This window comes from Paenibacillus sp. MZ04-78.2, from assembly GCF_024213375.1.
GTDB lineage: Bacteria > Bacillota > Bacilli > Paenibacillales > NBRC-103111 > Paenibacillus_G.
Window position 1 is genome coordinate 22,685 of record NZ_JANAVJ010000001.1, and the last position, 12,370, is coordinate 35,054.

The 12,370-nt window shown below is 56.4% G+C and carries 14 protein-coding genes; 2 read left to right on the top strand and 12 right to left on the bottom strand.

What is annotated here, in order from left to right:
• Nucleotides 1–39: 39 nt before the first annotated feature.
• From rnc to NLX71_RS00160, 10 genes are all read right to left on the bottom strand, one after another.
• Nucleotides 40–744: a ribonuclease III gene (rnc, locus tag NLX71_RS00115; RefSeq protein WP_254361482.1), complete on the bottom strand. Its 705-nt coding sequence runs from the start codon at nt 742–744 to the stop codon at nt 40–42.
• Between the two features lie 106 nt (nt 745–850).
• Nucleotides 851–2,089, bottom strand: a complete 1,239-nt coding sequence (gene fabF / locus NLX71_RS00120) for a beta-ketoacyl-ACP synthase II (RefSeq protein WP_254361483.1) — start codon at nt 2,087–2,089, stop codon at nt 851–853.
• Nucleotides 2,090–2,224: 135 nt separating this feature from the next.
• Nucleotides 2,225–2,458, bottom strand: coding sequence for an acyl carrier protein (acpP, locus tag NLX71_RS00125; protein WP_254361484.1), 234 nt, complete (start codon nt 2,456–2,458; stop codon nt 2,225–2,227).
• 167 nt (nt 2,459–2,625) lie between these two features.
• A complete protein-coding gene (gene fabG / locus NLX71_RS00130) occupies nt 2,626–3,366 on the bottom strand; it encodes a 3-oxoacyl-[acyl-carrier-protein] reductase (protein WP_254361485.1) in 741 nt (246 codons plus the stop codon).
• A gap of 27 nt (nt 3,367–3,393) precedes the next feature.
• A complete protein-coding gene (gene fabD / locus NLX71_RS00135; protein ID WP_254361486.1) occupies nt 3,394–4,335 on the bottom strand; it encodes an ACP S-malonyltransferase in 942 nt (313 codons plus the stop codon).
• Between the two features lie 100 nt (nt 4,336–4,435).
• Nucleotides 4,436–5,428 (bottom strand): beta-ketoacyl-ACP synthase III, encoded by a 993-nt coding sequence (locus NLX71_RS00140; RefSeq protein ID WP_254361487.1) that lies wholly within the window; start codon nt 5,426–5,428, stop codon nt 4,436–4,438.
• A 2-nt stretch (nt 5,429–5,430) separates the two neighbouring features.
• Nucleotides 5,431–6,426, bottom strand: coding sequence for a phosphate acyltransferase PlsX (gene plsX / locus NLX71_RS00145; protein ID WP_254361488.1), 996 nt, complete (start codon nt 6,424–6,426; stop codon nt 5,431–5,433).
• Nucleotides 6,410–7,018, bottom strand: coding sequence for a transcription factor FapR (gene fapR, locus NLX71_RS00150; protein ID WP_010501116.1), 609 nt, complete (start codon nt 7,016–7,018; stop codon nt 6,410–6,412). The genes plsX and fapR overlap by 17 nt, the downstream gene beginning before the upstream one ends.
• Before the next feature lie 177 nt (nt 7,019–7,195).
• Entirely contained in the window at nt 7,196–7,369 is a 174-nt protein-coding gene (rpmF, locus tag NLX71_RS00155; RefSeq protein ID WP_254361489.1) for a 50S ribosomal protein L32, read from the bottom strand.
• 40 nt (nt 7,370–7,409) lie between these two features.
• A complete protein-coding gene (locus tag NLX71_RS00160; protein WP_254361490.1) occupies nt 7,410–7,931 on the bottom strand; it encodes a YceD family protein in 522 nt (173 codons plus the stop codon).
• A 152-nt stretch (nt 7,932–8,083) separates the two neighbouring features.
• On the opposite strand from NLX71_RS00160, the gene NLX71_RS00165 reads away from it, so the two are divergent.
• Entirely contained in the window at nt 8,084–9,319 is a 1,236-nt protein-coding gene (locus tag NLX71_RS00165) for a nucleotidyltransferase (protein ID WP_254361491.1), read from the top strand.
• 3 nt (nt 9,320–9,322) lie between these two features.
• On the opposite strand, the gene NLX71_RS00170 is transcribed toward NLX71_RS00165, so the two are convergent.
• The gene (locus NLX71_RS00170; RefSeq protein WP_302058014.1) at nt 9,323–10,426 is read right to left on the bottom strand and encodes a SepM family pheromone-processing serine protease; all 1,104 of its coding nucleotides are present in this window, start codon (nt 10,424–10,426) and stop codon (nt 9,323–9,325) included.
• 126 nt (nt 10,427–10,552) lie between these two features.
• Between NLX71_RS00170 and NLX71_RS00175 the strand changes: the two genes are divergently transcribed.
• A complete protein-coding gene (locus NLX71_RS00175) occupies nt 10,553–11,821 on the top strand; it encodes a nucleoside recognition domain-containing protein (RefSeq protein ID WP_254361493.1) in 1,269 nt (422 codons plus the stop codon).
• A gap of 14 nt (nt 11,822–11,835) precedes the next feature.
• On the opposite strand, the gene coaD is transcribed toward NLX71_RS00175, so the two are convergent.
• A complete protein-coding gene (coaD, locus tag NLX71_RS00180) occupies nt 11,836–12,360 on the bottom strand; it encodes a pantetheine-phosphate adenylyltransferase (protein ID WP_254361494.1) in 525 nt (174 codons plus the stop codon).
• Between the last annotated feature and the right edge of the window lie 10 nt (nt 12,361–12,370).

The window sequence follows — 12,370 nt, forward strand, 5'->3', positions numbered from 1 at the left end:
ACGGCCCGCTGTACGGCCGTCACCTTCTGCGAACTTGCTTTATGGCTGATCCACCTTGACCTCCAGCTTCGTGAGCGCTTCGGCAGCCGCATGCTGCTCCGCTTCCTTCTTGGAGCGGCCAAGTCCCCGACCGAGCATTTCCTCATGAAGATATACTTCCGCCGCGAACTCCCGCTCGTGCGCAGGACCGCGTTCGTCTACGATTTTGTATTCCAAGGGGCCTATATTATGCTGCTGAGTATGCTCCTGTAGAATCGTTTTGTAATCCGCCATTAACAGGCGCCCCTGCTGGGGCAAGCCTGGAAACATATGACGGCTCAGAAAAGCGCGCACCGTCTCCAAGCCTTGATCCAAGTAAAGCGCGCCGATAAACGATTCGAACACATCTGCGAGCAGTGCCGGACGGGTTCGACCGCCGGTCAGCTCCTCTCCTTTGCCGAGCAGCACATAAGATCCGAAATCGAGCTGCTCGGCGAAGCCGACGAGCGAGGGCTCACAGACGATGGAAGCACGCAATTTGGTCAATTCGCCTTCCGTGCGGTCCGGATACTTGTCGAACAAATATTCCGATACGGTCAGCTCCAGAACAGCGTCGCCGAGAAACTCCAGCCGCTCGTTATCCTTGTGTTGGCCGATGCGATGCTCATTCACGTAGGAAGAATGCGTAAATGCCTGTCTTAGAAGGTCGGGACGCCGGAACGAGATTCCCAGGTCCGCTTGCAGCTGTTTTAAGTTGCGATGCATATCTAATCACCTTCGTGTAAGCAATTTGTTTCGTGGAGATTGAAACGTGCAACCAACTTCCACGAAACAATGGTATAGTTTAGCCGGCCCCGTGAAATCTATGCTCTTAAGCCTCGTACTTTTGCAGAATGACCGTTGCGTTATGGCCGCCGAAGCCGAACGAGTTCGACATGACGGTGCGCAGATCGAACGGACGCGGCGTATTCGGCACGTAATCCAGATCGCATTCGGGGTCCTGATTGTCGAGATTGATCGTCGGCGGGATCACGCCATGCTTCAAGGCCAATGCGCAAATGAGCGCTTCCACGCCTCCCGCTGCGCCAAGCAAGTGTCCCGTCATCGACTTGGTCGAGCTGACGGCCAACTTGTAAGCGTGCTCGCCGAATGCCTGCTTAATCGCGGTCGTCTCCGATTTGTCGCCGACCGGCGTCGAAGTGCCGTGCGCATTGATATAATCGATCGCTTCAAACGGAATACCGGCGTCTTTCACGGCTTTAACCATGCAACGTGCAGCGCCGTCCGGGTCCGGATCGGTCATATGATGCGCGTCTCCGCTCATGCCATAGCCGATCACTTCGCCGTAAATGCGGGCTCCGCGCTTCTGCGCATGCTCCAGCGATTCCAGAATGAGAATGCCGGCGCCTTCGCCCATGACAAACCCGTCGCGATCTGTATCGAACGGACGGCTCGCTTTTTCCGGCTCGTCGTTGCGGGTCGACATGGCGCGCAGCGCGCAAAAGCCTGCAACGCCCGTCGGACTGATCGTCGCTTCCGCACCGCCGCAGATCATCACGTCCGCATCGCCGCGAAGGATCGTCTTGAAGGCGTCTCCAATGGAATGCGTACCTGTCGCACAGGCGGTAACGGCCGTACTGTTCGGTCCTTTGGCTCCCGCGATCATCGAGATTTGCCCAGCCGCCATATTGGCGATCATCATCGGAATAAAGAACGGGCTGACCCGCTTCGGTCCCTTTTCGAGCAAAATTTTATGCTGCTCTTCCCAAGTCGACAAGCCGCCGATCCCCGAGCCGACATAAACGCCGACCCGTTCCGGATCGGTATCTTCTTTAACATTCAGCCCTGCATCCTTCAAGGCCATTATTGAAGCGGCCACGGCAAATTGCACGAAGCGGTCCATGCGGCGGGCTTCTTTTCTGTCAAAATAATCTTCTGGATTAAAATCTTTAACCTCGGCGGCGATCCGTGTCGGATATTCGCTGACGTCAAACGACTCAATCGCGCTGACGCCGGACTTTCCGGACATCAGATTCCCCCAGAACGTTTCAAGATCGCGTCCAAGCGCGGACATCACGCCGAGACCCGTAATAACGATTCTTTGTTTCATGCTGTAATTCACCTCTATTGTAAATAACCTTCGTTATGTACTTCATCCGTAAGGGGTCAAGCTCGCTACTGCGCGCAGTTAGGCACGGAATGGAGATAAGTCCCGTTTATCCAAGAAAAACGGGACTTATGCGTTTTACGTATGAGATTTTATGTACTCAACTACTTGACCTACAGTAGTGATCTTCTCTGCATCTTCATCAGAGATTTCGATATCAAACTCTTCTTCCAATTCCATAACCAATTCTACGACATCGAGAGAATCGGCACCTAAATCATCTTTAAAAGAAGCCTCAAGGGTTACTTCCGCTACGTCAACGCCGAGACGGTCCACAACGATGCGTTTTACGCGATCCAGAACTTCGGACATCCGGTTCACCTCCTCTCTGGTATTATACTTAACTTATGGACAAAATGCCATAGCAAGCGTCGCTTAGTGCGAAAAAACAAATTTCGCCAAAAAATTGTATTTTGCGGCAACTCTGGCAGTACGTTTGCGTCTGCCCGCACCTCCGCCCATTGTTGCCGCAAGCCTGGCTACATATACATGCCGCCGTCGACGTGAAGCGTCTGTCCCGTCATATAGGACGAATCGTCGGACGCCAAAAATACCACCGCTTTGGCAATGTCCTCCGGCTTCCCCAGACGCGCGAGCGGAATTTGCGTCATGAGCTGCGAGCGCTGATCTTCCGACAGCTTGTCGGTCATATCGGTCTCGATGAAGCCCGGCGCGACGCAGTTCACATGGATGCCGCGCGAGGCAAGCTCCTTCGCCGCTGTTTTGGTCATCCCGATGACGCCCGCTTTGGCAGCCGCATAGTTGATCTGCCCGGCGTTCCCCGTCGCTCCGACGACGGACGAGATGTTGATAATCCGTCCCGAACGCTGCTTCATCATCGGGCGCGTAGCCGCTTTTACGCAGTTGAACACGCCTTTCAGATTCGTCTCGATCACTTGATCGAACTCCTCTTCCTTCATACGCATAATCAGGTTATCCCGCGTAATTCCCGCGTTGTTGACCAAAATATCGATCCGGCCGAACGCTTCCAGGATGAGCTTGAACATCTCATCGACTTCTTGGACGGAACCGATGTTCGCTTTTACCTTAAACGACTTGCGCCCTATCGCTTCGATGGCCTGCACAACTTCCGCCGCTGCCGCTTCGCTGCCCGCGTAGTTGACGACCACATCGGCCCCCGCTTCCGCAAGTCCGATGGCGATGGCCCGGCCGATGCCGCGAGAGGCGCCGGTAACCAGCGCTACCTTTCCCGTTAGCATACGCTAATTCCTCCCAACAATAATCGTTTATTCCGTCGTTTCCAGCTGAAATTTCTCGATGGCTTCCAGACTGTTGATGGAATACACTTTCGCGCTGCGGTCGATTTTCTTGATCAGCCCCGCCAGAACGGTGCCGCTGCCGATTTCGACAAACGTGTCCACACCTTGCCCGAGCAGCCATGCAACGCTGTCTTCCCACAGTACGGAGGAATGCACCTGATCGATCAACAGCTGCTTTATTTCCGCCGGCTCCTGCACCGGCAGCGCCGTCACGTTAGCAACGACCGGAACGGCCGCCGCTTTCATTGCAACGGACTCCAGCACGCCGCCGAGACGCTCGGAAGCGGGTTTCATCAACGAGGAATGAAACGGTCCGCTAACCTCAAGCGGTATCACGCGTTTCGCGCCGGCTTCTTTGCCGCGTTCGGCGATGGCCTGCACCCCTTCTTTGCTGCCGGAAACTACGATCTGTCCCGGGCAGTTGAGGTTCGCAAGCTCAACAACGCTTCCTTGCCCGCTGACATCCGAACACAGCTGCCGCAGCGCTTCTCGCTCGGCGCCGAGCACGGCTGCCATAGCGCCTTGTCCGCTCGGCACCGCCTGCTCCATAAACTCGCCGCGCGCGCGCACCGTACGGACCGCGTCTTCAAAGCTTAGCACACCTGCCGCCACAAGCGCACTGTACTCGCCAAGGCTGTGCCCGGCGACATAATCCGGCTGAAGGCCGTGACGCGCGCGAAACAGCTCAAGGTAGGCAATGCTGGTTGTAAGCAGCGCAGGCTGTGTATTCGCGGTAAGCTTCAGCTCTTCCTCCGGACCATCGAAGACGATGCGGCTGAGAGGGGAGCCGAGCGCCTTGTCGGCCGTTTCGAAAATGCCCCGCGCGGCGGCATCCGCTTCATAAACGTCTTTCCCCATCCCTACCGCCTGGGCCCCTTGACCCGGGAATACGAATGCGATTTTCCCCATATCCGATTCTCCTTTATTACCGACTGCAAGCCGTGCGGACGGACCGAAACGGCCGGTTCTGCACAAAGCTATCAAGATGTAATGCCATCTCCCGGATCATTTACCATACCAAGACGGAAGCGCCCCAAGTCAAGCCCCCGCCGAAACCGACAAGCACCAAGCAATCGCCTTCTTTAATCCGTCCGGACTCCGCCGCCTCCGCGAGAGCGATCGGAATCGATCCTGCCGACACGTTGCCGTATTTGTGCAAGTTGATCATGCATTTGTCCTCGCTCAAATTCAGCTTCTGCAGCGCGGATTGAATGATGCGGATATTCGCCTGATGCGGTACGAGCAAATCCACCTCGGACTTGTCGATTCCCGCCTTGCGCAGCGCCTCTTCCGCGGCGCTTCCCATGATGCGTACCGCAAACTTGAATACCTCGCTGCCAGCCATGTAGATGAAATGCTGCTTGCCTTCCAGACTCTGCGGCGATGCCGGACAGCGGGAACCGCCCGCAGCGACATTCAGCAGCGGTCCGCCCGCGCCGTCCGCGCCAAGCTCGAACGACTTAAACCCGCGGCCTTCCGGCACCTCTCCGAGCACGACCGTGCCTGCGCCGTCTCCGAACAAAATACAGGTGTTCCGGTCGGTGTAGTCCGTAATTTTAGACAAGCATTCCGCGCCTACGACAAGCGCATATTTATACGTTCCGGTGGCGATGAAATTCGCGGCGTTGGCCAAGCTGTAAATAAATCCCGAACAAGCCGCAGACAGATCGAAGGCGGCCGCTTTTTTGGCCCCCAGCTTGTCCTGTAAAATGCATGCCGTCGACGGAAACGCCATATCCGGGGTAATCGTCGCCACAATAATTAAGTCAAGCTCTTCCGGCGCGATGCCCGCGTTCTGCAGGGCGATTTTCGACGCTTCATAGGCCAAGTCCGACGACGCTTGCTCCGCGGAAGCGATGCGGCGTTCGCGGATACCGGTACGGGTGACGATCCATTCGTCGTTTGTGTCCACCATTTGCTCTAGCTCGAAATTGGTCAGTACCTTCTCGGGCACATATTTTCCCGTTCCGAGAATGCCTACAGGCTTTAGGCTGCTATTCATCATTACTCGCTCCCGTTGCTAATTTCTGCAGAGATGCTGCGAACCAAATCGTTTTTCAAAGCGACCCGGGCTTGACGCACCGCATTTTTAAAAGCTACGCCGTTGGACGAGCCGTGGCTTTTGAGCACCAGACCGTTAATGCCCAGCAGAGGCGCTGCGCCATGCTCGGAGTAATCCATTTTTTTGCGGAATTGGCCCAGGCCTTTCTTGACCGCCGCCGCCGCAAGCTTCGTGTACCACGTACGCATAAATTGTTCTTTTAAGACGGAAAAGATGACCGAGGCCGCCCCTTCCATCGATTTAAGCATAATATTCCCCGCGAAGCCGTCGCATACGATGACGTCGCAAGGCTTCCGGAGCACGTCGCGCGACTCCACATTGCCTATGAAGCGGATCGGCGCCTGCTCAAGCAGCGGAAAAGCCGCCTTCGTCAGCTCGTTGCCTTTCATCGCTTCTGTGCCCACGTTAAGGAGACCGACGCGCGGCTCGGCCACTCCATGCACTTTGCTTCGATACAAGCTGCCCATGATAGCGTACTGCACCAGATGCTCCGCCGTCGCGTCCATATTCGCTCCGAGGTCAAGCGCAAGAATGCCTTCCCCGTCAACCGTCGGCAGCATCGGCGCAAGCGCCGGACGTTCGATCCCTTTGATTCGGCCGACAACCAGAAGGCCCGTGGTCATCAGCGCTCCCGTATTGCCCGCCGAGATCATAGCGCCTACTTCCTGCTCCTTCACCATACGGCCGGCGACGACCATCGAAGCGTCTTTTTTGCGCCGCACCGCTTTAACCGGCTCGTCATCCGCTTCGATCGTCTCGCTTGCGTGTCTCAATTCCAGATTCGCAAGCTTCTTCCCTTGAAGCAATGGCTCCAGCACGCTTGTATCTCCAACCAGCATAATCGTCGTTTCCGGCCATTCTTCGGCCGCCGCGATCGCGCCATCCACCGCCGCCTGCGGCGCATGGTCTCCGCCCATCGCGTCAATCGCTATCCGCATGAAGCTCTCCTCCTTCATGCCGATCTTTGCTCGCATGATAAATGATGAAATTTCCTTGGAATACCACTTCGTCTCCGACGTATGTAAAAACTTCGACCTTCGCTTTGCCTTTAGAGATCGAACGGACATAAGCCTTGGCAATGCATTTCTCCTGCAGTTTGACCGGCCGCACGAAGCGGATGTCCGCAGCGGCGGTCAGCGCCACCTTATCGTTGATCAGCGCGACGGCCAAGGAATTAGCCTGAGAAAATATATGATGACCCCGGGCGATTTTCGTCCGGGAGAACACATGCTCTTCTCGAATTTCGAACATGGAAATGCCGCTCTTGTCGAGCTGCAGATCGATGACATCCCCGATGACTTCATGCAGCGGAAGCGAACGCACCTGATCGTACGATTGCTCCGCCATCAGCTTCATCCGCTCCCGCAGCTCGGGAATGCCGAGCTCGAGCCGGTCCAGACGGATCGTCTGGATGCTGACTTGAAACAGCTTCGTCAGCTCTTCATCTGTAATAAACGGGTTTTCTTCGATCGCTTTGGCCAACTGCTGCTGGCGCTGTCGTTTCGGAAGGCGTTCGATAACGAGCACCACCTTTTTTAGCTTGAACTAGGGAGGTCCCCACCTGATGCATATGACATGTCACTATCTCTTATGACCAAGTCACAAAGCAAAGTATACTGGATTCCGTTTGAAAAGGGAAGCGCAAGCAAACAAAAAAATAGCACTGCACCCGGAGGTGGAGTACTATCTCTTTTGTCTGCAGGAAGATTATTGGCTAATAATCTCTCTTTTCTTGTATTGACCGCAAACTTTGCAAACCCGGTGAGCCAATTTCAATTCACCGCAGCTGTCACACTTTACCATGCCTGGTACTTCCAATTTAAAATGAGTACGACGCATATCGCGGCGCGTTTTGGATGTTCTCCTTTGAGGTACTGCCATCTTTCCCACCTCCTTCAACGAATTCAGCCTGCGTTCCTGGTTACGATCGGTCTTTAAAAAAATCCGCAAGTCCGGCCAAACGCGGGTCCACCTTCTCCGTCTTGCATTCGCAAGCCTTCTCGTTCCGGTTCGTTCCGCACACGGGACACAGTCCTTGACAATCTTCACTGCACATCGGGATGAACGGCAGCGCCATCAGGATGCTTTCCGCCAAATAGGGCTTCAGCTCAAACCGATCCTCGGAGACATACAGCACGTCTTCCTCGTCCTGATCCTCGGACTCTTCCAGCTCTTGAGCTTCGCCCTTCACAAACGTCTCATGAAACGGAATCGTCAAATGCTGTCCGACCGGGGACAAGCAGCGCGAGCACGATTGCTCCACGTCGATGTCCAGTTCGCCGGTGACTTCGGCCGTGCCGGCCTTGCCCCGAGCTTCCAAACGCACCTGCAGCGGACCGTGCCCGAGCAGACTTCCGGACTTCGGCAGGATACCTGTCAAATCTTCCGTGCCTTCGATCCGGATCGTGCCTTTGGATGCCAAATCTTTCAAATGTATAAACATGAGTATCACCCCAAACAAACAAAGATTATTATATCGACTTCGGTTCCGTTTTGTCAACATTTTCAGTTCATGCTATGTTCATGCTATAGTGATTAAACATATTCGTTAATGGCAAAAGAAGCCTGAAGCCCTGAACGGGAGGAATCATACGCATGTCAACCGTCGGTCTTGTCGTCGAATACAATCCGCTGCACAACGGTCACTACTATCATTACCTACAATCGAAAAAGGTAACGGGAGCGGACAGCGCGATTTGCATTATGAGCGGGAACTTTCTTCAGCGCGGCGAACCGGCGGTCGTGAACAAATGGGCGCGGGCCGAGATGGCGCTCCGCATGGGAGCCGACCTCGTTCTGGAGCTGCCGGTCGCCTACAGCGCCCAGCCGGCGGAATGGTTCGCCTTCGGCGCCGTCTCCGCGCTCGACGCTACCGGGCTCGTCGACAGCCTCTGCTTCGGCAGCGAAAGCGGCGACATCGGCTGGCTCGAAGCGGCAGCCGATGTCTTGCAGGACGAGCCGGCTTCGCTGCGAGAACTGCTGCAGCAAGAGCTGAAAGCAGGCGTACCGTATCCGGCCGCCTACAGCCGCGCCGTAGCGCAGCTCCTACCGGGCGCTGCCGAGAGCGAGCTCGCCAAGCCGAACAATACGCTCGGTCTGCATTATCTGATCGCCCTGCGGCGGCTTCGCAGCGGCATCCGGCCGCAAACGATCGCAAGGACGAAAGCCGAATACAATCAGACCGACATTACGGACGGACGGATTGCAAGCGCTACCGCTCTGCGCAAGCTGCTCTTTGAGGAACGTACATTGCACGCCCTCCGCCCTTATGCGCCTGCGACGACGCTGGATATTTTGGAGCGGGAATGGCAGGCCGGACGCGCACCGGTCGATTGGGAGCGCTTCGCAAGGCCGCTGCTGCTGCAGCTCATGAATCATACCCCGGAGCAGCTGGCAACGTTCCATGAGGTTACGGAAGGGCTGGAGCACCGCATCCGGCAGGCGCTGACCGAGACGGCGGCTCTTGGCGAGGGCTGCGTCGCTTCGCTGCTGGACCGGCTCAAAACGAAGCGCTATACGCGGACGAAGCTGCAGCGCACCTTGCTGCGCATTTTGCTGAATCATACCAAGGAAGAGCTTTCTGCCGAAACGCTGGGCCAAGGCGTGCCGTACCTGCGCGTGCTTGGCTTCCGTCCGAAAGGGCGGGAACTGCTCCGACGAATGAAAACAACGGCGAAGGTGCCCGTCGTCACCAAAGTAACGGACACGCTTTCGCCGCTGCTCGCAATGGATATTCGCGCTACCTCTGTCTATGCGCTCGGATATGAAGCGCCTGCTCCCCGCGATTGGTTCGCGGATTACTACGAACCGCCGGTTGTCGTGACGGATTGATACCTAGCTTCCCGTTTTCGCCGGCAGCTTCGCCAAATAGTCCAAAGCCTCGGCCATTGTGGCCACCGGAACGACGGTCATCTTGGTTCCCAGCTCTTCGGCACGCTTCTTCGCGTCCGAATAATTGGGGATCGTCTGCCCGGTCGGAGCTTTATAATCTGCGGGGCTGAAAAAGATTTCGGCGCCCGCCCGGTCGGCCGCTACGATTTTATGCTGAATGCCTCCGATAACACCGACATGGCCTTCCGGATCGATCTCTCCGGTTCCCGCCACCTTGTAGCCTTTCGTAATATCGCCTGGCGCCAGCCGGTTATAAATTTCCAGCGAAAACATCAGTCCCGCCGACGGTCCTCCAATGTCTCCCGCTTTAATGGTTACCTGCTGTTCCTCCGACCCGGGCTTCACACTGTGCAATTCCGCCAATACGACTCCCAGCCCGACCTGCGGAGCGGCAGGTGCAGCGTCCGCAGGTTGTGCTTTTTTGTCGACAGGCAGCGCGGCCAAAGCGATATCCTTCGTCTGGATCACGTCTTTGCGTTTGTAGCTGACCAAGACGGTTTCTCCCGCTTTCTTGCCTTTTATGCCGCCTCGAACCTCTTCCATCGATTGAATCGGTTTATCGTCGATTTTCACGAGGGTATCGCCGGCCTGAAGCACGTCATGCGCCGGAACATCCGGATATACCTGCTGGATGACGACGCCGTCCTTGCTGATATGGTAAGGAATTTTCAGCCGGTTATACACCGCCTGAATCGCATCCGCCTGCGAAGTGAGCATAACCACTTCCTGACGCCGCGAATATTCCGCCTCGGACTCGTTGTTGCGGAGCAAATCCCGCTTCAATCGCAGTTCTTCGTAGGGCCGGACATAAGACATCAAATAGCCGAACACGGTTGCGTCGGCCACCTGTACCGTAGTCAGCATAAACTTGCCTTTTTCCTCCGAAGCCTGCTTGATGTGAACCATCGGATTTATGTCCTCGGCCGTCCCTGGTTTAAAAATATAGAGCGGCAAAGGCATAATAAAAACAACATACAAAAGCGCTATCGCTATAAAAACGGAAAAAACGACGCGTGACGCGCGTTTTATGTCTCTAGCCTCTCCCATTGGTAGCTGTCCCCCCAGCCGTTCGCAAATGTCGTATCTCTATAGGTAGCGTACGCCTGTCAGGTCTATTCCATGCGGACAAAGCGTAAACATGTACCACTAACCCAAGCTGGAGTGATGATTCGGATGCAACGGTTACAGGCTCTATTCTCCCCGCGCTTTACGACGCTGCTGCTCGGCGCCGCGGCGCTTGCTCTCGTCGTCAGCATCATCGCATTTCCCGACGAAGCGTTTCGCTCCTCGCTCCAAGGACTACAGCTCTGGTGGAAGCTGGTCTTCCCGGCCCTGCTGCCCTTTCTGATCATAACCGAGCTGCTGCGTGGAATGGGCGTACTGCACGGACTTGGCGTACTGCTTGAGCCGCTGCTGCGCCTGTTGTTCAGGCTTCCGGGAGTCGCCGGCTGGATCGTGGCGCTCGGCTTCACGGCGGGCATGCCGGCCGGTGCCGCAGCTGTGGGCCAGCTTCGTAAGGACGGCACGCTTACCCGAGACGAAGGAGAGCGCCTGCTCGCTGCCTCCCACCTGCTGAGCCCGGTTTTCCTCGTGAGCGTGGTCGGCGTCGGCTTCCTGCAAAACGCGACTGCCGGACTTGCGCTTGCGGTCATTCATTATGCCTCTACGCTGCTCCTGGCCGTGCTCCACCGTTTTCGCAGCGCCCCGGGACCTTATCCACTGCCGAAAATGAAATCGCAGGACAAAGGAGGCGCAGGATGGCTCAGCCGGAGCTTCGACGCATTTCAAGAAGCCCGGACGCGCGACGGCCGGACGTTCGGCAAGCTGCTGGGAGATTCGGTGACGTCCAGCGTTCAGCAGCTTTTCCTCATCAGTGGGTGCATGATGATGTTCTCCGTGCTGCTTCACGCCGTCTCGCTTTCCGGGCTTGTCTCCACTGCCGCTTCCCTTGCCTCCGCGCTTGGCCTTAACCGCGACAACGCTATAACGCTTGCCCAAGCGCTGCTGGCCGGCTTCTTCGAGCCGCATCTCGGAGCGTACGCTTTGTCGCAATATACCGAAGCCGCTTCGTCGGCCTTGCCGTTTGCGCTGCTCAGTCTGCTGCTCTCGTGGGGAGGTTTGTCCACGCACGCCCAAGTCAAAAGCTTGACTGCCGCTTCCGACTTGCGTTACCTGCGCTTTCTGCGTTCCCGGCTGGAGCATGGCGGGATTGCTTTTGTGCTCACCTGTTTAGCCTGGAAGCCGCTCACCGATTCGCTGGGCGGTGAGCAGCCCGTGCTTGCGCACTATGCCGCGGTCCGCAGCGGCTGGTCCTTCGAGCGCGACAGCCTGTGGCCTTTGGTCAGCCCGATGATGCTGCAGTTCGGTACGATGCTGCTTGTCCTGCTCGTGCTCTCGGTATTTGCCGCTTTTCTCTTCCATCGCCGCCGCCATCGGCGGTAAGCCTTCGTTCCGAGCTACAAACTTCCGCTGCCGTATTTGCCGCGCAGCGCCCGCTCCACTTCCGGAGGAACCAGATCGACCACGGGCCCGTGAAAACGGGCGATTTCTTTCACAATGCTGGAGCTTAAATACGAGTATTTCGGTGTCGACGTCATAAAGAATGTCTCAATGTCTTCGCACAGCTTGCGGTTGGTCGAGGCCAGTTGCAGCTCATATTCGAAATCGGAAACCGCGCGCAGTCCTCTGACGATGAGGTGCGCGTTTTTTTGCTTCATATAATTAATGAGCAAATCCCGGAAGCTGTCGATCTCGACGTTCGGCAAGTCTTTGGTCGCCTGCCGCAGCAGCTCCGTCCGCTCCTCCACCGAGAACAGCGGATTTTTGCTTGTATTGTTGAGCACGGCGACGATCAGCTTATCGAACACCTTAGCGGCACGATGAATAATATCCAGATGCCCGTTCGTCACCGGGTCAAAGCTGCCGGGATACACGGCCACCCGCAGCCCGGGTTGATCGCCAATCTCGATCATTGGATTCATGGGTATAGTC